Source organism: Pseudomonas sp. VEM90 (assembly GCF_054611535.1).
The window spans coordinates 71,692-91,270 of the sequence record NZ_JBTRAR010000009.1 but is presented as its reverse complement, the minus strand read 5'-3'; the positions used below and the strand labels follow the sequence as shown (position 1 = coordinate 91,270).

Below are 19,579 nucleotides of genomic sequence, written 5' to 3'. Positions count from 1 at the left end.
TCAAAGCGTCAGCGTAGACGATCAGCTGCGAATTGCGCAGTCAGACAAGCCCCGCCAAGGCTTTCAGACGTGCGACCGTTTCCGTCGGCTCATCGTGTTCGAGCGCAGCCGCCAGGCGCATGATCACCTGATTGCGGTGAACATGGGACTTTGGCAAAGCATATACAGCGCCGATCAAATCACGCATCGACATCGGCAGTGCCCAACGCGCCTTCAGTGCAAGCGCGAAAGCGCGGCCATAAGTCGCAACCGCCAGCGATAGCATATCGTCATCAATTGCATGTCCGCGCCCTGCCCAAAGATCAGCCTGATACAAGACACACAGTTCGCCGATTCGGTGAAGTAACGCAGCGGCATGCAGCGGCGCCGGGTCCAGGTCGCATTGCCTGGCGAGGGGTACAACCCGCTCCGCCAAGCGCTCCGAGGCCACAAACTGCTCTTGTAACCATAATCCAATCAGCGGGTCTTCAACGACCGATGCCTGGCGCAATGCCATCGCTATCGCCAGGTTGAGCGCCGTTCGCCCGCCAAGGCGTGTCAACGCTTGCGCCAAGCCCTCACACGGCTGTACCCCACCGCCATAAGCGGCACTGTTCGCAGCCGAAATGAGGTAAGCGCACAGCGCCGGCTCGTTCTGCCAGCGCATAGCCAGCTCGCGGAAATCCATCGGCACACCACTGAAGGCTTGCTGGAGGCTTTCTTTCACACTGGAAAGCAGTGGAAGGTCCAGATCGGAAGCCGACAACTGACTCAGGTAAGTATCCAGGCTATCACTGAGGGCAGGCGCCGCCGGGGCCAGTTCGTCATCCGGCAACAGTGCATTGATCTTTGCCATGACGGCAGGAACATCAAAAGGTTTAGTGATGTAAGCACTGATACCCAATTGCCTTACTTCCAAAACGCTCTGCCGGTCAGAGCGCTCAGTAATGACCACCAAGGGTATTTCCGTATCAGACGTGCGTATAAAACGAAGCAAGTCGATGCCTGCACCGTCGGGAAGATTCCAGTCAGACAACACCAATTGGTAGTGACCACATGCCCACGCCGCCATCGCAGCTTCGACACAAGAAAAGCACTCGACCTCGGTCGCGGGCTTAGAAGCATGGACCATCTGGCGGATAAGCTCAGACATCCAAGGATCATCGTCTACCACCATGATGCGTATCGACAAGACGAATCACTCCGTTGATAAAGGCCTTACACCTGCTCGCTGTCAGCAGTGCGGCGGGGTACCAACGAAGCTAAGCCAGACTGCACCAGTGCTGCAAGTGCTTAGGGTATAGCACGCCCCGGCATAGGGTGTATCACTGCACTCGTTCGATTACCCTTGATCGTGTTTCTGCTACCACCTGGTTACGCCCTTGCTGTTTGGCACGATAGAGCAGTTGATCTGCCTTATCGAAAACCTCGGCCATCGAGTCACCAGGCCGCCACAGCGCCACGCCCAGTGAAACAGTGATGTGGCCTACTGTTTCCAGGTCGGCCGATGCTATCGAGAGACGTAACCGCTCCGCGAGAGCTGTCGCCGCTGCGATCGAACTCTCGGGAAGCAGCACAACGAACTCTTCACCGCCAGTACGGCAAAGCAGATCGCTGGGCCGAGCGTTCTGCTTCATCAACGCGGCCACCGCACTGAGTGTCTCGTCACCGACGGCATGACCATAGGTGTCATTCACACGCTTGAAATGATCAATATCCAGCGAAATCACTGCGATTGAGTTTTTCGTCTCCAACCAGACGGCAAGTGCGTCTTGCATTGCCCGACGATTGGCCAACCCCGTGAGTGCATCTGTTTGAGCCTGGCGGTTGAGCGTGCCGATCTTTTCCTGCAATAAAGAAGCACTGAGCAAAAGCGCTCGACGTAATTGCCAGCTCTCCGCATAGTCCACAGGAATCATGCTGATGCGCTCATAGCTTTCGGGTAAGTCCAACCGTTTGGCACTGTCCGCCAAGCGAGACAATGGCCTGGAGAGCCGAATTCCCAGCCACCAGATCAGCAGCAATCCCAGCAAGCCCAGCGGTATGATGCCTTTGGCGACCTTCAGCGCACTCGTACACAATGAATCCTGAATGCCAGCCATGGGTTGCGTAGAAACTATCCCCCAGTGGCTACTGGAAATCATCGCATGGCCCGCAAGCATCTCATTACCCTGACCATCCACCGCCCGGATGGAGCCAAGCGCTTGGCTCAATGCAGCATCAACGATCTTGTCTTGCTTGATGATCCTGCCGATCTGCCGAGGATCAGGGTGGTAAAGCACACGACGCTGGCTGTCCACGAGAAAGACGTAGGCACCATTTTGTCGATGGTTCAAATCCATCAGATCTCGCAGTGAATTCTCCTGCGCCAAGCGAAGCGTGCCCCCCACGAGTCCAAGGTATTGCCCTTGCACATCGAAAACCGGATAGGAAACGAAAACCACCAGATTGCCGGAGAGGGACTCAAAGGCATTACTGATCATTGGCTGACGCCGCTGCAGCGGCTCACGCTTTTGAAGCGCTTGACCATTCAGGTGCAAAAGCTCTGGTGCGGACGCAACGATGGTGCCGTCGGCATTGGCGATAAGCACTGAATTGAAGCTGTCATCCTGTCCGAGCAGCCGTCGAGCCTCAAGCTCTAGTTGCTGCTGATCGGTGAATGTCTCTGCGACAATCGTCGCACTGTATCCGAGACGATCAAGGTCCGAGCTCAGTACCTCTTCTACGCCTGTAGCGATGCGCAGAGCGTAGGCTCTGTTAGCATCTAGCGCGTTCCCAATGAGCTCTTGCTCTTGCGTTTTGAACATTACCCAGAATGTGTTGGCAAGCGTGGCTGCCGCGCTGATCAACGCAAACGTGAGCAGTACAATACGCAGGTTCAACCTGGGTTTCGATTGGCTAGGCATTCATTGTTCCAAGAGCAGGGAGTTCTAGCTTGGTCAAATCACAAGATTCATGAAAAACGCGAAATCTCAAGCTTTTTCCGGCCCTTGCGCGATACCTGCAATATCCCAAACAGCGGTCTAACTTGTAGTAAGTCTCTCATGCCCGCCCACCTGTGACCAACAGGTTGCTCACAATGGACTGCTGATATCCCGTAATGCGATGTGAGCTCATGGCTTAAGGTGCCCAGTGATTACATTGAAGTTCCGAGGGTCAGCCTGCCCCAACATCCAGAATGAAGATCCAGCTACAACAACCCATTTAATGCTGAAGAATGGATTTAGGGGTAGCAGACAAAAGGACAACGGAAATGCCCACCCCGTCACTGTGGTAGCGGGATGGGCGATTGTCCGACAGGCGCGGGTGATCAAGGGCATGCCTGGCCAGTGATCAGCCCTGCCCCTGGTCGACTCAAGGTTGCGCGTACTTGAGTACGTACAGGCACAGCTCGCGGTAGACATCGACAGGCAGTTGCGACATCAGCTTCTGAGCCTGGCCGAGGGTTTTACAATTGAGCTCGGCCATCGCCCGACGGTGTTCCGAACCCAGCAGGCCGGCATGCACCACCTGCGCATACTGAATATAAGAACAGGGGAAATCGGCTTGGGGGCTGCGTTGGACCTTGAAGTCGATCTTCAGGTCTGCCCCGCGGAAGAATGCTCTGCCCTGGTAGGTCTGCTGGGGCACGAGAAGTCCTTTTTCCGGGCAGGTGCTGTGACAGACCGGAAGGCTATTCTTATCCGTCTCCAGGCCACGTCGATAGATCACGATTTCGGAACCCGGTACCTCGATACAGGCGTTTTCGAAAGCATCGATGATGGACCTGCCATTGATTTGCGCCTCTTCGATCTGCGTCAGGCTGACCACACGCTCGATCTCATGATTGCCAACGCTGTTGACCACACGGTCCAGGGTCGACCAGTGGCTGAACTCTTTCTGGCACGCAATCAGATGGACCTCGCTCTGATAGCCCTGCCGGGCGGCATCAGGTGGAAAATCAGCGAAATGAGGGCTGTCGAGCGCGGTCTCCATGATGATGTTGTATTTGTTTTCCATCGCATACGTGCAAATCAATGCCCCCAGGCGCCAGATGAACGACTCGGTATGCTCGTAGACATACAGCACGCCTTTGTCTTCCATGGCCCGATAGTGAGGGTGCAGTTCACGAAAATGGGTTTCGTAAAGGCGAACGTAATTGTCGTACCGCCCGCTCTTCAGCAGCGTGTTTTCCAGCAAGTACGTCTTACCCGAGCCTTGTGCACCGGCAATGATGAGCATTTTGGGCTTGAGCACGCCGTCGACATAGTCGCGCTTCTTGTCGAACAATGTGTCGACGACCTTTCTGAATGCGAGATGGAGATCGGTATCGGTAAAAGGATAGAGAGAGGACATGACGGGTCGTTTCCTTGGTTTGCCAATGTGACCGTCACGAAGGTAAGCGTTGCGGCAGGTGAAAAAGGAGTAGATGGTTACCGCTGCAAGCCTCATCGAAGGTCGTAGAACCGCGGGTTGCCACTGGGGTGGCACTGTGCTGTATGCTTGGGCGGTCTTCAGGGCGGGGTGCAAGTCCCCACCGGCGGTAAATCGAAAGATGAGCCCGCGAGCGCCCCGACCATGTCGGGGGTCAGCAGATCTGGTGCAACTCCAGAGCCGACGGTCATAGTCCGGATGAAAGAAGGCGTCATGCAGGGGCCATCCGGGCGCCCTTGCGCGCGCATTTTGTTCGCCCCGAGACGTTCATCGATCATTCACGAGGAGCGTTTCATGTTCACCCAGCACCACGCGCAATTCCCCAATGTTTCCGCCGCCATCACCGCCTTCAAGGCCGGGCGCCCTGTACTGTTGCTCGACGATGACGACCGCGAGGACGAAGCGGACATCATTGCTGCCGCCGAGAACATTTCGCTGCAGACCATGGCCATGATGATTCGCGATTGCAGCGGCATCGTCTGTCTGTGCCTGGACGAAGCCACCGTCGACGAACTGCAATTGGCGCCCATGGTGCAGAATAATCAGGCCCGGCACGGCACCGGTTTCACCGTGACCATCGAAGCGGCCGAAGGTATCACCACCGGGGTTAGCGCCCAGGATCGCATTACCACCATTGACGCAGCATTGCGCTCCAGCGCCGAACAGCGCCATATCGTCAGCCCGGGGCATGTTTTTCCGCTGCGCGCCCGCAATGGCGGGGTGCTGACCCGCCGTGGACATACCGAAGGTTCGGTGGACCTGGCGCGCCTGGCCGGCCTGCGCCCGGCTGCGGTCTTGTGCGAACTGATGAACCCCGATGGCAGCATGGCCCGTGGTGAGCAGGTGGCGGTATATGCACGGCAGTACAATTTGCCGGTGCTGACCATCGAGGAACTGGCGCAGTACCGTGAGGCGATGCTGGAACGGGAAGCAGAGCCAGCCTGATCCACCGAACAGGGACGCTTTGCGGTCCTCGTGCGAGCGGCCCTTTCGCGACATAGGGCCGCTCCTCCTTCGGTCGGCATCAGCCGAGCAGTTGCCGGAAGTTTGCTCCCCCCGCCCCGCTCTGCTAGTGTCGCGCCGTTCTGAATGCCACCGAGACAGTCGCCATGGCCCGCAAAAAAGCCTCCCTCGATTTCGAGCAATCCCTCGCAGACCTGCAAGCACTGGTCGAGCGCCTGGAGAACGGCGAGTTGTCGCTGGAAGAGTCGCTGGCCGCCTTTGAACAAGGCATCGCCCTGACCCGTGACTGCCAGGGAGCCCTGGCCCAGGCCGAACAGAAGGTGCAAATTCTGCTGGAGCGCGACGGTGAACTGGCTGCCCAGCCCTTCGACGCGGAGCCGGAAGCATGATTGGCACCTACCAGGCCAGTTGCCAGGCGCGCGTCGACGCAGCCCTCGAACCGCTGTTCATCGCCCCGAGCAAAGAGCTGGAACGCCTTTACGCCGCCATGCGCTACAGCGTGATGAACGGCGGCAAACGCGTGCGCCCGTTGCTGGCCTACGCGGCCTGCGAAGCCTTGGGCGCCCCCGCCGAGCAGGCCAACGGTGCAGCCTGCGCGGTCGAGCTGATTCATGCTTACTCGCTGGTGCATGACGACCTCCCGGCCATGGACGACGACGACCTGCGTCGCGGCCAGCCGACCACCCACAAGGCGTTTGACGAAGCGTGCGCCATCCTTGCTGGCGACGGTTTGCAGAGCCTGGCTTTCAGTGCCCTGCTCGACCCTTGCCTGAGCCCGCAGATCGACAGCATTCGCCTGGCCATGGTTCAGGTACTGGCCAAAGCTGCCGGCCCGGCCGGCATGGTTGGCGGCCAGGCCATCGATCTCGGTTCGGTGGGCCAGAAGCTGGACCAGCAGGCGCTGGAGTTCATGCACCGGCACAAGACCGGCGCGCTGATCGAAGCCAGCGTACGCCTCGGCGCCCTGGCCAGTGCCCGCGCCGGACAGGCGCAGCTGGATGCCCTGCAGACATACGCACAGGCCATTGGCCTGGCATTCCAGGTGCAGGACGACATCCTCGACGTGGAAAGCGACACTGCTACCTTGGGCAAACGCCAAGGTGCAGACATAGCGCGTGACAAACCGACCTACCCGGCCCTGCTGGGCCTGGAAGCCGCCAAAGCCTATGCAATCGAACTGCGCGACCAGGCGCTGACCGCACTGCAAGGGTTCGGCGAAACGGCCGAACCGCTGCGGGCTTTGGCGCGTTACATCGTCGAACGCCGTAACTAAACAGCTTCACCTATCCCCGTAGGATCGGGTTTACCCGCGAATGCGATCTTGAATTTGCCGACGCATTCGCGGGTAAACCCGCTCCTACAGGGGGCCGCGTAACCTGTGGTCGAATGGGCACTTTTCCCACAATGGGGTAAACTGCCGCGTCTTCACACACCAATAACGACTCGCCTGATGCCCACGACGTTTCAAGAGATCCCCCGCGAACGCCCGGTCACGCCGTTGCTCGACCGCGCTGACACGCCTGCCGGCCTGCGCCGGTTGGCCGAAGCCGACCTGGAAACGCTGGCCGACGAACTGCGCCAGGAACTGCTCTACACCGTCGGGCAGACCGGTGGGCATTTTGGTGCCGGCCTGGGCGTGATCGAGCTGACCATCGCCCTGCACTACGTGTTCGACACCCCGGACGACCGGCTGGTGTGGGACGTGGGGCACCAGGCCTACCCGCACAAGATCCTCACCGGGCGCCGTAACCGCATGCTCAGCCTGCGCCAGAAGGACGGCATCGCGGCCTTCCCACGCCGTAGCGAAAGCGAGTACGACACCTTTGGCGTTGGCCACTCCAGCACCTCGATAAGCGCCGCGCTGGGCATGGCCATTGCTGCCCGTCTGCAGAACAGCGCACGCAAGTCGATCGCGGTGATTGGTGATGGCGCGCTGACCGCCGGCATGGCCTTCGAGGCGTTGAACCACGCCCAGGAAGTCAATGCCGACATGCTGGTGATCCTCAACGATAACGACATGTCGATTTCGCGCAACGTCGGCGGCCTGTCCAACTACCTGGCCAAGATCCTCTCCAGCCGCACCTACGCGAGCATGCGCGAAGGCAGCAAGAAAGTGCTGTCGCGACTGCCAGGCGCCTGGGAAATCGCCCGTCGCACCGAGGAATACGCCAAGGGCATGCTGGTGCCAGGCACGCTGTTCGAAGAGCTGGGCTGGAACTACATCGGCCCGATCGACGGCCACGACCTGCCCACCATGATCGCCACCCTGCGCAACATGCGTGATCTGAAAGGCCCGCAGTTCCTGCATGTGGTGACCAAGAAGGGCAAAGGCTTCGCCCCTGCCGAGATTGACCCGATCGGCTACCACGCCATCACCAAGCTGGAGCCGGCCGACAAGCCCGCCGCGCCGAAGAAAGCCAGCGGCCCGAAATATTCCGCGGTGTTCGGCCAGTGGCTGTGCGACATGGCTGCTGCCGACAACCGCCTGGTGGGCATTACCCCAGCGATGAAGGAAGGCTCGGACCTGGTCGACTTCAGCGAACGCTACCCTGAGCGCTACTTCGACGTTGCGATCGCAGAGCAGCATGCCGTGACCTTGGCGGCCGGCATGGCCTGCGAGGGCAGCAAGCCGGTGGTGGCGATTTACTCCACCTTCCTGCAGCGTGCCTACGACCAGCTGATCCACGACGTGGCGGTGCAGAACCTCGACGTGCTGTTCGCCATCGACCGTGCCGGCCTGGTCGGCGAGGATGGCCCGACCCACGCCGGCAGCTACGATCTGTCGTACCTGCGCTGCATCCCGGGCATGCTGGTGATGACCCCCAGCGACGAGAACGAGCTGCGCAAGATGCTCAGCACCGGCCACCTGTACAACGGCCCGGCAGCTGTACGGTACCCGCGTGGTACCGGCCCGAATGCGCCGATCAGCGGTGACCTGCAACCACTGGAGATCGGCAAGGGTGTGGTCCGCCGCCAGGGTGAGAAAGTGGCCCTGCTGGTGTTTGGCGTACAACTGGCCCAGGCCATGCAAGTGGCCGAACAGATCAACGCCACGGTGGTCGACATGCGCTTCGTCAAGCCGCTGGACGAGGCGCTGGTGCTGGAGCTGGCAGGCAGCCATGAGCTGCTGGTAACCATCGAAGAGAACGCCATCATGGGTGGCGCGGGCGCTGCGGTGGGTGAGTTCCTTGCCAGCCAGGCAGTGCTCAAGCCGCTTCTGCACCTGGGGCTGCCGGATATCTATGTCGAGCATGCCAAGCCTGCGCAAATGCTGGCTGAGTGCGGGCTGGATGCGGCCGGGATCGAGGCCTCGGTGAAGGCCCGCATGGCCAGGCTCGGGCTCTAGGGCCCTTTCGCGGGTGAACCCGCTCCTACGACGGCCTGCGCCCGATTACCGATGTGTGCCCACTGTAGGAGCGGGTTTACCCGCGAATACGGTAGCGGCGGCAACGGTGAACGGCTGGTGGAAATTGGCCTGCAGGACCGGCCCTTTCGCGGGTGAACCCGCTCCTACGACGGGCTGCGCCCGATCACCGATGTGTGCCCACTGTAGGAGCGGGTTTACCCGCGAATACGGTAGCGGCGGCAACGGTGAACGGCTGGTGGAAATTGGCCTGCAGGACCGGCCCTTTCGTGGGTGAACCCGCTCCTACGACGGCCTGCGCCCGATTACCGATGTGTGCCCACTGTAGGAGCGGGTTTACCCGCGAATACGGTAGCGGCGGCAACGGTGAACGGCTGGTGCAAATTGGCCTGCCGGACCGGCCCTTTCGCGGGTGAACCCGATCCTACGACGGCCTGCGCCCGATTACCGATGTGTGCCCACTGTAGGAGCGGGTTTACCCGCGAATACGGTAGCGGCGGCAACGGTGAACGGCTGGTGGGAATTGGCCTGCAGGACCGGCCCTTTCGCGGGTGAACCCGCTCCTACGACGGCCTGCGCCCGATTACCGATGTGTGCACACTGTAGGAGCGGGTTTACCCGCGAATACGGTAGCGGCGGCAACGGTGAACGGCTGGTGAAAATTGGCCAGCAGGCCCGGCCCTTTCGCGGGTGAACCCGCTCCTACGGGGACAGCACAGTGCTGTGAAAACTCTTTGGAACTGCCCATGAAAAAATTTGCCTGTACCACGATTCTCTGTGCCCCTACATTCCTTCTGGCCGCTGAGCGCGACGACGCCCTCAAGCTCCCCGACGTGCTGATCAGCGCCAGCCGTCAGGTCGAATCGCGAACCGCCACCAGTGCCGCCAACACGGTTTTCACCCGCTCCGACATCGACCGCCTGCAACCCACCAGCGTCACTGACCTGCTCTCCCGCGTACCGGGCGTGCAAGTGGCACCTACCGGTGGCCGTGGCAGCCTGCCGGGCATCTTTATCCGTGGCACCAAGGCGGCGCAAAGCCTGGTGCTGGTCGATGGCGTACGCATCGCCAATGCCACTTCGGGCGACAGCGGCCTGCAGTTTCTGGACGTCGATCAGATCGAGCGGGTTGAAGTGCTGCGTGGCTCGCGCTCGGCGGTGTACGGCAGCGATGCCATTGGCGGGGTTATTCAGATCTTCACCCGCCGCAGCAATGGCCCCGGCCTGCAGCCACGCCTGCGCATGGCCGCCGGCAGCAACAAGACATTCCAACGCAGCCTGGGGCTTTCTGGCGGCAACGACACGACCCGCTTCAACCTTGGCGCCAGCCTGGATGAAACTGCCGGTATCGACTCGACCGGGCCATCCTTCGCCAGCGATGGTGACCACGACGCTTACCGCAACAAGGCGTTGAACCTGAGCCTGAGCCACACCTTCGGTGAGCGTTTCGAGGCCGGCCTGAACCTGCTCGACAGCCGTGGTCGCCGCGAAATCGACGAGCCACGCGGTGCTAGCCCTCAGGTGCCGTATTCGAACTTCGCTGTCAGCAGCATCGGCAGCTACTTGGATGCCCAGGTCACCGAGCAGTGGAGCACTCGGTTTGAGCTGGCCCACAGCGAAAACCGCGATGAAAGCCGAGACAAGCTCAGCCACTCAAGCGCACCTTTCAATACCTACCGCGACCAAGCAACTTGGCAAAACAACCTAGCCCTAGGTGAACACAACAGCCTGCTGTTGGGTGGCGACTGGTACGAAGACCGCGTACACGGCAGTACCGACTTCACTGAGGACAGCCGCTGGAACCGTGCCGTGTTCGCCCAGCACCGCTACCAGGGTGAGCCGTTTTCCACTGAGCTGGGCGTGCGCCATGACCGCAACCAACAGTTTGGTGGCCAGACCACCTGGAGCGGCAGCCTGACCGTACCGCTGAACGCGAACAACGATGTGCTGCTGTCATACAGCGAAGGCTTCCGCGCTCCGACGTTCAACGACCTGTATTACCCACAGTTCAGCAACCCGAACCTGGACCCAGAGCACTCCAGAAGCTACGAGCTGCAATGGCGCAGCCAGCTGAGTACAGAGAGTCGGCTGGAGACTTCGCTGTACCGCACCGATCTGCGCGACGCGATCATCTTTGGCCAGGACTCGATACCCCGTAACGTCGCCTCGGCACGAGTCAATGGGGTGGAAATGGCGCTAGCGCAGCAATGGGGCGCCTGGCACAGCCAGCTTGGCCTGGCGCTGATCGACCCACGCGACCGCGAGACCGGCCATACCCTCGCCCGCCGAGCCCGCCGCTCCTTGAGCCTGGACCTTGACCGTGAGTTCGGGCGTTTCAGCGTGGGTGCCAGCTGGCAGGCGGTCAGCAGCAGTTATGACGATGAGGCCAACCGTAACCGCATCGGTGGCTATGGCCTGCTTGGTTTGCGCGGCAGTTGGGCGGCTAGCGATGAACTGGAACTCGAAGCCAAACTGGATAACCTGCTGGACCGCAACTACAGCCGCGCCCTTTACAGCTACGAGGGCACGTATCACCCTTACCGCGAAGAAGGCCGCACTGTGCTCTTCAGCGTCACCTGGACGCCGGCGCTTTAGCGTCCAGCAACGCACACAAGCGGGCGGTGGCTTCGATCATCTGCCCGCTGGGACGCTCCAGCCCTTTGTCCGGCACCACCAGCAGGCGCCCATCAGCAACCGCCCGAATCTGCGGCCAGGCCTTCCAGCTGGCCAGTTGCGCCTCATCGGCTGCCAGGATGACCTGCGGATTACGCAGCAGCACGGACTCCACATTCACTTGCGGCGCGGGCTGGGCAAGGTCAGCGAACACATTGCGCGCCCCGCACACGGCCAAGGCGTCGGTCACCACCTGGCGGCCACCGAGCGTGTACAGCGGCCGATCCCAGACTTGATAAAACACCTGCAAGGGCTCGTCACGCCGATACTGTTGGCGCAGCTGCTGCAGCCGCTCACGCAGGGCTCGCGCGTACGAATGGCCCTGCTCGGCCCGCCCGATACGCCCGGCAATGGCCTCGATCTGCTCAATCAACTGGTCGATGTCATGGGGTTCGGCGCTGAAGGTGGCGATACCCAGGCGCTTGAGTTGGTCACGCTGGGCCGGTGGCACACTGCCTGGCCACAGCAGCAACAGATCGGGGCGCAGGCTGAGCAGGCGCTCCATGTCCAGTTGCCCCTGGCGCCCGACCGAAGGCAAGTGGCGCAGCGCAGCCGGCCGGTCGCCGCCATCCAGCACGCCCACCAGCAGGTCGTCGGCCTGCAGCTCAAGCATGATCTCGCTCATCGAGGGGGCCAGGCTGACGACACGCAGCGGTTCGGCAGCCTGTACGGTGCAGGCGAACAACGCCAGCAGGCCAGGTAGCAGTCGCATCAGCCCAGCTGGCGCGGAATGCGATAGAGGTACAGCACTACAACCGTCGACAATGCGAGCAGGATCTGCGGCACTGCCTCCAGGCCGACCAGCACCGACAGTGCGGCGACCCAAGCCGGGAAGCAGGCATACAGCATGGCCACGCGCCGTACCCGCGCCAGTTCGATCCAGGCAGTGGGCTCTTCACCCGTACCGAGCACTTTGGAGGTGGCAATAAGTGCGCGCTTATAGGCGCCGAAGCGCGGCAGGCTGAGAAACATGGTGGCCGCACCGGCGATGAATAGCGGCATGGCCAACACCGGAGGCAGCGCATCGCCTCCCCCAAAGGCCCAAGCCATGACTGGCAACGGTACCAGGCCCACCGCCAGGTACTGCCACCAGGCCAGCGCCAGGCGCCGCTTGACCTCGGCGCGGGTCACGCCTGGGGCACCTCGCCCTGGTGTTCGTTGCCCAGCATGTGGCCCAACTTGCCGGCCTTGGTCGCCAGGTAGTAGCGGTTGTGCGGGTTATGCCCGGTGTGCAGCGGCACACGCTCGGCAACCACGATGTTCATGTCGGTCAGGGCTTTGACCTTGCGCGGATTGTTGGTCATCAGGCGCAGCGACTTGACGCCCAGGTGCTCGAGCATCGGCAGGCATATGGCGTAGTCACGCTGGTCGGCAGCGAAGCCCAGGCGCTCGTTGGCTTCGACGGTGTCGGCGCCGCCATCTTGCAGCTCGTAGGCGCGTATCTTGTTCAGCAGGCCGATGCCACGGCCTTCCTGACGCAGGTACAACAGCACCCCACGGCCTTCGCGGGCGATGGCCTGCAGCGCGGCTTCAAGCTGCGAGCCGCAGTCGCAGCGCTGGCTGAACAGTGCATCGCCGGTCAGGCACTCGGAATGCAGGCGCCCCAGTACCGGCTGGCCGTCCGCGATATCACCCAGGCTGAGCACCACATGCTCACGGCCTGTAGCTTCGTCGAGGAAGCCATGCATGGTGAAGGTCGCGAAGGGCGTCGGGAGTTTAGAGGCGGCAACAAAGACGACGGGCACGTTGTGCTCCTGGAATAAGTAGGAATTTTCTCGTGGGCCGATTGTATCAGCAGGTTGGGGGATGTGGGCTGGCTGTATACGGTGGGTTAAGATCGAAAAGTTCGATACTTATTGAAAGCCACCGCTCAATCACAAGCCCGCTGCCACAGAGAACCGCGATCTACCTCAATGTATTCGGCCTCAGTGCGGGCGACTGTCCGCGTTGAACGGATAGGGCTGTTTCCAGTGCTCGAAAATCGGCTTCAGTTCGCCGCTACGTACCAGCTCTTTCATGCGCTTGTCGAACAGATCGCGCAGGGCCCTGGCCTGGTCGTTACGGGCAAAGGCCAGGTACAACGGCAACTCGGCCACATGGGTACGCCGAAAGCGCTCGGGCTGGGGGGCTTGCCCGAGCACGTAGTCCACCTCGGTCAGTGCGTCGATGTAGTAGTCCACCCGGTCATGCTCGAGCATCGGCAAAATGCCCTCGCGACGCTGGATTTCGCGGAACTCGTGCACATTGGGCAAGTAGCTGCCGTAATCATAGCCACGCACCCAGGCCAACCGGTACTTGCCGATGGTCTCCAGCGTAGGCGCAGGCTTGCTGGCCAGCCCCAAGGCATAGATATGGTCCATGTCGAAGTGCCAGCGCGGGTACAGATTGTCGTCGTTTTCTTCCTTGTACGAGCCAACCCAGGCATCAGCCTCGCCGCGCCTGACCAGGCCAACCGCCCGGCTGTAGGGCGCGCTCTGGGTGACCACCTCGACTCCGGCCGGCTCGAACACTTTGCGCAGCACATCCCAGGCCACCCCGGTACCGTCGGCGTTGGTGTAGTCGAGCCACTCCTCGCTAACCAGATGGATCTGTTTCGGCATGCTCTCGGCAGCCGCCACCCACGGGGCAACACTCAGCAGCATTGCCAGCAGTACAGTCCTTATGGCCATTCACGCACTCCCTGTTTCAGGCAACCGCCCACACCAGAACCTGCATGCCCAGCCAGGCAAACACGCCGGCCAGGATATCGTCGAGCATGATGCCGACGCCCCCGTGCACATGGCGGTCGATCCAGCGAATCGGCCACGGCTTGAGGATGTCGAAGAAGCGGAACAGCAGGAACCCTGCCAACAGCCACTGCCAGCCCTCCGGCACCAGCCAGAGGGTGATCCACATGCCGACAATCTCGTCCCAGACAATGCCTTCATGGTCGTGTACGCGCAAGTCATTGGCAACTTTGCCGCACAACCAGAAGCCAAACAGCATGCTCACACCGAGCAACAGCCAGTAACCCCAGTCGGGCAGCATCTGCCACAGCGGGATGAACGGTATGGCCACCAGCGAGCCCCAGGTACCCGGCGCCTTGGGCAAGGTGCCAGAACCGAAGCCAAAAGCGATGAAGTGCCACGGGTTGCGCCAGACCGAAGGCGGAACGAACTCCGCAGGCACCTGATTGGGGTGATCGGTCACGGTATCTCCCTGAAGTGTTGATAGCCCCGCTGAACGGGGGTGATGTCCTGGCCCTGCGCGTCGCGCAAGGTCACGCCTTGCCCTTCGAGCACACGGCCGACGGTATGCACTTCGATAAAATCGAAGGCTGCCAGAGGCGCCAGCGCCTCGGGTGGCAAGGTGAACGCCAGTACGTAATCGTCGCCACCGGTAAGCGCTGCCTGCACGGCTGCTTCACGGCCGAGGAAGCCCTCCAGAGCAGGAGACACTGGCACTTGCGCCAGGTTCACCTCCAACGCGACACCGGATGCCTTGGCAATATGCCCACAGTCGGCGAGCAGCCCGTCGGAGATGTCCAGCGCCGCCGTGGCCCGGCCACGCAGCAGGGCACCGAGGGTGAGCTGCGGCATCGGTGACCAGTAATGGGCCAGCAGCGGCTCGGCCTGCGCGGCAGGCGCCTCGCGCTCACCCAGCACCAGCGGCAATGCACCGGCGGCCTTGCCCAGTGAACCACCGACACACAGCAGGTCACCCGGCCTTGCGCCGCTGCGGCGCAAGGCCTGGCCAGCCGGTACGCGGCCGAACACGGTCACGGTGATGCTCAACGGGCCGCGCGTGGTGTCACCACCGATCAGGCTCATGCGGCAACGGTGGGCCATGCGCCCAAGGCCGTCGGCATAGGCCGCCAGCCAGTCAGGGCCAACGTCAGGCAGGGTCAGTGCGAGGGTAAAACCGATTGCAGTCGCACCCATGGCTGCCAGGTCACTGGCCGCCACGGCCAACGAACGCTGGCCAAGCAGCAACGGATCGCAAACAGCAGGAAAATGCACCCCGGCGACCAGGGTGTCGGTCGACACCGCCAGTTGCTCACCGGGGGGAAGGTCCAGCAGGGCGCAGTCGTCGCCGATTCCCAGCGCCACGCCATCGCCGCCCTGCGCACAAGGCGCAGCGGCGAAGTAATGGTTGATCAGCTCGAACTCACCCATGGCCAGGCAGCGCCAGGATCAGCGCTTGTTCGCCTTGACTTCTGCTTCACGCAGCGCCGGGGCGAGCTTGTCCAGTACGCCGTTGACGAACTTGTGGCCGTCAGTGGCACCGAAGACCTTGGCCAGCTCCACACCTTCGTTGATCACGACGCGGTACGGCACGTCGACGCGCTTGATCAGTTCCCAGGTGGACAGGCGCAGCACGGCCAACTCAACCGGGTCGAGCTCTTCCAGTGCGATGGTCATGCAAGGCACCAGCGCCTTGTCGATTTCGCCCTTGATTGCCGGGACCCCATGCAGGATCTCGCGGAAATAGGCACCGTCGACATCGGTGAAATCGTTGTCCACCCGGAACTGCGCTTCGATCTCGCTCAGCGAATGCTGGGCCATGTGCCACTGGTAGAGGGCCTGGGTCGCGAGCTTGCGGGCTTCGCGGCGCTTGGCGCTCTTCGAGGGCTTGCCGGCATCCGCAGGTTTTGGATCGCGCGGGTTGAAACGATCGCTTTCGTCGCTAATCACTTGGCCTCCAACTGCGCCAGCAGGCTGACCATTTCCAGTGCGGACAGGGCAGCTTCAGCACCTTTGTTGCCGGCTTTGGTGCCAGAACGCTCGATGGCTTGCTCGATGGAGTCGACGGTCAGTACGCCGAACGCCACCGGAACACCGAACTCCATGGACACCTGGGCCAGGCCCTTGGTGCATTCGCCCGCCACGTATTCGAAATGCGGGGTACCGCCACGGATCACGGCGCCCAGGGCGATGATCGCGTCGTAGGCGCCTTGCTGGGCGACCTTCTGTGCCACCAGCGGGATCTCGAATGCACCCGGGGCACGGATGATGGTGATGTCGCTTTCGCTGACACCATGGCGTACCAGGGCGTCAACGGCACCGCTTACCAGGCTTTCGACAACGAAGCTGTTGAAGCGGCCAACCACCAAAGCATAGCGACCTTTGGGGGCGATGAAGGTACCTTCGATGGTCTTCAGGGTCATTCCGATATTCTCATCTTCAAGAGCGAGGCCGCATACAAGCGGCCTCGGCAGGGGTCTGGACTCGAGCAGAGGGCGTCAATGCCGCCTCAAGTCACTCGGAGGGCACGTATTCTACAACTTCCAGATCGAATCCGGATATCGCGTTGAACTTCATCGGCGAACTCATCAGGCGCATCTTGCGCACGCCGAGGTCGCGCAGGATCTGCGAACCGGCACCCACAGTGCTGTAGGTGGTCGGGGCCTTGGTCGGCGCATCGCCCGCACTTTCGCGGATGTGCGCCAGCAGCACGTCGCCGTCCAGTGGGTGGCCCAGCAGCAAGACCACACCGCTGCCGGCCTCGGCCACGGCGGCCATGGCCGCGCGCAGGCTCCAGCGGCCTGGCTGCTTGACCAGCAGCAGGTCACGCAGTGGGTCCATATTGTGTACCCGTACCAAGGTCGGCTCTTCGGCGCAGATCTTGCCCAGGGTCAAGGCCATGTGCACGTCGCCTTCGACCGCGTCACGGTAGGTGACCAGGTTGAACTCACCCAGCTCGCTCTCCACCGATTGCTCGGAAACACGCTGCACGGTGCGTTCGTGGATCATGCGGTAGTGGATCAGGTCGGCGATGGTGCCGATCTTCAGGCCGTGCTCGGCGGCGAACACTTCCAGTTCGGCGCGGCGCGACATGGTGCCGTCGTCGTTCATCACTTCGCAGATCACGCCGCTTGGCTCGAAACCGGCCATGCGCGCCAGGTCACAGGCGGCTTCGGTGTGGCCGGCACGCGCCAGCGTACCGCCTGGCTGGGCCATCAGCGGGAAGATGTGACCAGGGCTGACGATGTCTTCGGCCTTGGCGTCCTTGGCTGCGGCAGCCTGCACAGTGCGTGCGCGGTCGGCGGCGGAAATACCGGTGGTGACGCCTTCGGCGGCTTCGATCGACACGGTGAACTTGGTGCCGAAGCCCGAGCCGTTGCGCGGTGCCATCAACGGCAGCTTCAGCGTTTCGCAACGCTCGCGGGTCATCGGCATGCAGATCAGGCCACGGGCGTGCTTGGCCATGAAGTTGATGTGCTCGGGCTGGCAGCATTCGGCCGCCATGATGATATCGCCTTCGTTCTCACGGTCTTCGTCATCCATCAAGATGACCATTTTGCCCTGGCGGATGTCTTCGACCAGTTCTTCGATGCTGTTGAGCGCCACGCGGCACCCCCTTCTCAATCAGGATTTCAAGAAGCCATTGGCGGCCAGGAAGCTTTCGGTAATGCCACTGCCCTTGCTCGGTTCGGCGGCCTTGTCACCCAGTAGCAAGCGCTCCAGGTAACGGGCCAGCAGGTCGACCTCAAGGTTTACCCGACGCCCTGCACGGTAATCGGCCATGATGGTTTCGGACAGAGTGTGCGGGACAATGGTCAGCTCGAACTCGGCGCCATTGACCTCATTCACCGTCAGACTGGTACCGTCGACGGTGATCGAACCCTTGTGGGCGATGTACTTGGCCAGTTCCTTCGGTGCACGCACGCGAAACTGGATGGCGCGAGCGTTATCGCTGCGCGAAATGATTTCGCCGACCCCGTCGACGTGGCCGCTGACCAGGTGCCCGCCCAGGCGGGTGGTGGGCGTCAGGGCTTTCTCCAGGTTGACCTTGCTGCCGCTCTTGAGGTCGATGAAGGCGGTGCGCTTGAGGGTTTCGACGCTGACATCGGCCCAGAAGCCGTCGCCCGGCAGCTCTACGGCCGTAAGGCATACACCGTTGACGGCGATGCTGTCGCCGAGTTTGACGTCCCCCAAGTCGAGCTTGCCGGTTTCTACGTAGACGCGCACGTCACCACCCTTGGGGGTCAGGCTGCGGATGGTGCCGATGGATTCGATGATGCCGGTGAACATGGGGTCTTCCTCAAAAACGGTTTGCGCAGGGCAAGCCCGGCATTATACGCCGGGTGCCGGCAGGGGGATGGCCGTGACCCGCCAGTCATCGCCCACTGCGCGCATTTCGGTAATTTTCAGCCGCGGCGCCTCGCTCATCTTTTCCAGTGGCCAGTCCAGTAATGGGCGGGCGTGGGAGCCGAGGAAGGTGCCGGCGACGAACAGCTGGAACTCATCGACCAGGCCCAGCCTGGCAAAGGCACCCACCAGGCCAGCACCAGCTTCCAGCAGGATTTCGTTTACGCCGCGGGCGGCCAGGGCCTGCAGCAGCGCCGCAAGGTCGACCTGGCCATTGTCGCCCGGCAAGCTGAGCAATTCGTGGCCGGCAGCGGCATAGCGCGGGTCATCTGCGACAGCAGTCACCACCAGAGCCGGGCCGGCCTGGAAGAACGGCGCAGCCAGTGGCAGGCGCAGGCGGCCATCGACCAACACTCGCAAGGGTGTGCGGCTGAGTGCCTGGGCAGTGGTTTCGGCATCCAGACCCAGCTCGGCGCCACGCACGGTCATGCGTGCGTTATCGGCCAGTACACTGGCGGCGCTGGTCAGCACCACGCTGGAACGGGCGCGCAGGCGCTGTACCGCCGAGCGGGCGGCCGGGCCGGTGATCCACTGGCTTTCACCACTGGCCATGGCGGTGCGGCCATCCAGGCTCATGGCCAGCTTGGCGCGAACGAACGGCAGGCCATGCTCCATGCGCTTGAGGAAGCCTGGGTTGAGGGCGCGAGCCTCGGCTTCGAGCACCCCGCTGGCCACTTCGATTCCGGCTTCGGCCAGGCGCCGCAGGCCCTGTCCCGCCACTTGCGGGTTAGGGTCCTGCATGGCGGCTACTACACGCGCCACGCCGGCCTTGACCAGCGCTTCGGCACACGGCGGCGTACGGCCATGGTGGCTGCATGGCTCCAGGGTGACGTAGGCACAAGCCCCGCGGGCAAGTTCACCCGCCTGACGCAGGGCATGCACTTCGGCATGCGGCTCGCCGGCGCGTACGTGCCAGCCTTCGCCAACCACCTCGCCATCACGTACGATCACGCAGCCGACCCGCGGGTTCGGGTGGGTTGTGTACAGGCCTTTGCGCGCCAGCTCCAGCGCGCGGGCCATGTAGTGGGCGTCTAGGATGGCGGCTTGGCTGGGCATGT

General features: G+C 62.1%; 19 protein-coding genes and 1 riboswitch. Of the genes, 5 read left to right on the top strand and 14 right to left on the bottom strand.

The genetic code is table 11. The features are described from left to right. Positions 1 to 40: 40 nt before the first annotated feature. The 3 genes from ACYCCG_RS11170 to ACYCCG_RS11160 all read right to left on the bottom strand — a co-directional run bounded on the left by ACYCCG_RS11170 (position 41) and on the right by ACYCCG_RS11160 (position 4,314). Positions 41 to 1,171, bottom strand: coding sequence for a response regulator (locus ACYCCG_RS11170; protein ID WP_339443314.1), 1,131 nt, complete (start codon positions 1,169 to 1,171; stop codon positions 41 to 43). Between the two features lie 133 nt (positions 1,172 to 1,304). Next, positions 1,305 to 2,885, bottom strand: a complete 1,581-nt coding sequence (locus tag ACYCCG_RS11165; protein ID WP_339535111.1) for a sensor domain-containing diguanylate cyclase — start codon at positions 2,883 to 2,885, stop codon at positions 1,305 to 1,307. A 448-nt stretch (positions 2,886 to 3,333) separates the two neighbouring features. Beyond that, positions 3,334 to 4,314 carry a zeta toxin family protein gene (locus ACYCCG_RS11160; protein ID WP_209968228.1) on the bottom strand — a complete coding sequence of 327 codons (981 nt, stop codon included), beginning with the start codon at positions 4,312 to 4,314 and terminating at the stop codon, positions 3,334 to 3,336. 150 nt (positions 4,315 to 4,464) lie between these two features. After that, positions 4,465 to 4,606, top strand: a riboswitch (FMN riboswitch). Between the two features lie 80 nt (positions 4,607 to 4,686). Between ACYCCG_RS11160 and ribB the strand changes: the two genes are divergently transcribed. The 5 genes from ribB to ACYCCG_RS11135 all read left to right on the top strand — a co-directional run bounded on the left by ribB (position 4,687) and on the right by ACYCCG_RS11135 (position 11,313). Next, positions 4,687 to 5,337 (top strand): 3,4-dihydroxy-2-butanone-4-phosphate synthase, encoded by a 651-nt coding sequence (ribB, locus tag ACYCCG_RS11155; RefSeq protein WP_176684362.1) that lies wholly within the window; start codon positions 4,687 to 4,689, stop codon positions 5,335 to 5,337. Positions 5,338 to 5,501: 164 nt separating this feature from the next. Next, positions 5,502 to 5,744, top strand: coding sequence for an exodeoxyribonuclease VII small subunit (locus ACYCCG_RS11150; RefSeq protein WP_003255380.1), 243 nt, complete (start codon positions 5,502 to 5,504; stop codon positions 5,742 to 5,744). Next, a complete protein-coding gene (gene ispA, locus ACYCCG_RS11145; protein ID WP_209968232.1) occupies positions 5,741 to 6,628 on the top strand; it encodes a (2E,6E)-farnesyl diphosphate synthase in 888 nt (295 codons plus the stop codon). Before ACYCCG_RS11150 ends, ispA begins: the two co-directional genes overlap by 4 nt. Positions 6,629 to 6,805: 177 nt before the next feature. Continuing rightward, positions 6,806 to 8,701 (top strand): 1-deoxy-D-xylulose-5-phosphate synthase, encoded by a 1,896-nt coding sequence (gene dxs, locus ACYCCG_RS11140; RefSeq protein ID WP_209968234.1) that lies wholly within the window; start codon positions 6,806 to 6,808, stop codon positions 8,699 to 8,701. A 764-nt stretch (positions 8,702 to 9,465) separates the two neighbouring features. Next, complete coding sequence (locus ACYCCG_RS11135; RefSeq protein ID WP_459670393.1) at positions 9,466 to 11,313, top strand: TonB-dependent receptor domain-containing protein; 1,848 nt, start codon at positions 9,466 to 9,468, stop codon at positions 11,311 to 11,313. Here ACYCCG_RS11135 and ACYCCG_RS11130 read toward each other — a convergent pair. From ACYCCG_RS11130 to ribD, 11 genes are all read right to left on the bottom strand, one after another. After that, entirely contained in the window at positions 11,291 to 12,103 is an 813-nt protein-coding gene (locus ACYCCG_RS11130; RefSeq protein ID WP_176684358.1) for a cobalamin-binding protein, read from the bottom strand. The two genes, ACYCCG_RS11135 and ACYCCG_RS11130, sit on opposite strands and share 23 nt — an antisense overlap. After that, positions 12,103 to 12,522 (bottom strand): MFS transporter, encoded by a 420-nt coding sequence (locus ACYCCG_RS11125; RefSeq protein ID WP_176684357.1) that lies wholly within the window; start codon positions 12,520 to 12,522, stop codon positions 12,103 to 12,105. The genes ACYCCG_RS11130 and ACYCCG_RS11125 overlap by 1 nt, the downstream gene beginning before the upstream one ends. Continuing rightward, entirely contained in the window at positions 12,519 to 13,136 is a 618-nt protein-coding gene (gene ribA / locus ACYCCG_RS11120) for a GTP cyclohydrolase II (protein WP_003255389.1), read from the bottom strand. The genes ACYCCG_RS11125 and ribA overlap by 4 nt, the downstream gene beginning before the upstream one ends. A gap of 180 nt (positions 13,137 to 13,316) precedes the next feature. Continuing rightward, positions 13,317 to 14,060: a substrate-binding periplasmic protein gene (locus ACYCCG_RS11115; RefSeq protein WP_176684356.1), complete on the bottom strand. Its 744-nt coding sequence runs from the start codon at positions 14,058 to 14,060 to the stop codon at positions 13,317 to 13,319. Positions 14,061 to 14,076: 16 nt separating this feature from the next. Continuing rightward, positions 14,077 to 14,580: a phosphatidylglycerophosphatase A family protein gene (locus ACYCCG_RS11110; RefSeq protein ID WP_028697792.1), complete on the bottom strand. Its 504-nt coding sequence runs from the start codon at positions 14,578 to 14,580 to the stop codon at positions 14,077 to 14,079. Further along, positions 14,577 to 15,545: a thiamine-phosphate kinase gene (thiL, locus tag ACYCCG_RS11105; RefSeq protein ID WP_339443319.1), complete on the bottom strand. Its 969-nt coding sequence runs from the start codon at positions 15,543 to 15,545 to the stop codon at positions 14,577 to 14,579. Before thiL ends, ACYCCG_RS11110 begins: the two co-directional genes overlap by 4 nt. Before the next feature lie 18 nt (positions 15,546 to 15,563). Next, the gene (gene nusB / locus ACYCCG_RS11100) at positions 15,564 to 16,064 is read right to left on the bottom strand and encodes a transcription antitermination factor NusB (protein WP_252460350.1); all 501 of its coding nucleotides are present in this window, start codon (positions 16,062 to 16,064) and stop codon (positions 15,564 to 15,566) included. Beyond that, entirely contained in the window at positions 16,061 to 16,537 is a 477-nt protein-coding gene (gene ribH, locus ACYCCG_RS11095; protein ID WP_003255395.1) for a 6,7-dimethyl-8-ribityllumazine synthase, read from the bottom strand. The genes nusB and ribH overlap by 4 nt, the downstream gene beginning before the upstream one ends. A 91-nt stretch (positions 16,538 to 16,628) precedes the next feature. Further along, positions 16,629 to 17,720, bottom strand: a complete 1,092-nt coding sequence (ribBA, locus tag ACYCCG_RS11090; protein ID WP_209968241.1) for a bifunctional 3,4-dihydroxy-2-butanone-4-phosphate synthase/GTP cyclohydrolase II — start codon at positions 17,718 to 17,720, stop codon at positions 16,629 to 16,631. Positions 17,721 to 17,738: 18 nt separating this feature from the next. Then, positions 17,739 to 18,404, bottom strand: a complete 666-nt coding sequence (locus ACYCCG_RS11085; protein ID WP_003255399.1) for a riboflavin synthase — start codon at positions 18,402 to 18,404, stop codon at positions 17,739 to 17,741. Positions 18,405 to 18,446: 42 nt separating this feature from the next. Then, on the bottom strand, positions 18,447 to 19,577 hold the full coding sequence (gene ribD / locus ACYCCG_RS11080) for a bifunctional diaminohydroxyphosphoribosylaminopyrimidine deaminase/5-amino-6-(5-phosphoribosylamino)uracil reductase RibD (RefSeq protein WP_339443320.1): 1,131 nt from the start codon (positions 19,575 to 19,577) through the stop codon (positions 18,447 to 18,449). Between the last annotated feature and the right edge of the window lie 2 nt (positions 19,578 to 19,579).

Bases quoted from the DNA above. Each gene is read 5' to 3' on its own strand.
- ACYCCG_RS11165 (WP_339535111.1), bottom strand. From the start codon at position 2,885: ATGCCTAGCCAATCGAAACCCAGGTTGAACCTGCGTATTGTACTGCTC.
- ACYCCG_RS11160 (WP_209968228.1), bottom strand. From the start codon at position 4,314: ATGTCCTCTCTCTATCCTTTTACCGATACCGATCTCCATCTCGCATTC.
- ribB (WP_176684362.1), top strand. From the start codon at position 4,687: ATGTTCACCCAGCACCACGCGCAATTCCCCAATGTTTCCGCCGCCATC.
- ACYCCG_RS11150 (WP_003255380.1), top strand. From the start codon at position 5,502: ATGGCCCGCAAAAAAGCCTCCCTCGATTTCGAGCAATCCCTCGCAGAC.
- ispA (WP_209968232.1), top strand. From the start codon at position 5,741: ATGATTGGCACCTACCAGGCCAGTTGCCAGGCGCGCGTCGACGCAGCC.
- dxs (WP_209968234.1), top strand. From the start codon at position 6,806: ATGCCCACGACGTTTCAAGAGATCCCCCGCGAACGCCCGGTCACGCCG.
- ACYCCG_RS11135 (WP_459670393.1), top strand. From the start codon at position 9,466: ATGAAAAAATTTGCCTGTACCACGATTCTCTGTGCCCCTACATTCCTT.
- ACYCCG_RS11130 (WP_176684358.1), bottom strand. From the start codon at position 12,103: ATGCGACTGCTACCTGGCCTGCTGGCGTTGTTCGCCTGCACCGTACAG.
- ACYCCG_RS11115 (WP_176684356.1), bottom strand. From the start codon at position 14,060: ATGGCCATAAGGACTGTACTGCTGGCAATGCTGCTGAGTGTTGCCCCG.
- thiL (WP_339443319.1), bottom strand. From the start codon at position 15,545: ATGGGTGAGTTCGAGCTGATCAACCATTACTTCGCCGCTGCGCCTTGT.
- ribH (WP_003255395.1), bottom strand. From the start codon at position 16,537: ATGACCCTGAAGACCATCGAAGGTACCTTCATCGCCCCCAAAGGTCGC.
- ACYCCG_RS11085 (WP_003255399.1), bottom strand. From the start codon at position 18,404: ATGTTCACCGGCATCATCGAATCCATCGGCACCATCCGCAGCCTGACC.
- ribD (WP_339443320.1), bottom strand. From the start codon at position 19,577: ATGCCCAGCCAAGCCGCCATCCTAGACGCCCACTACATGGCCCGCGCG.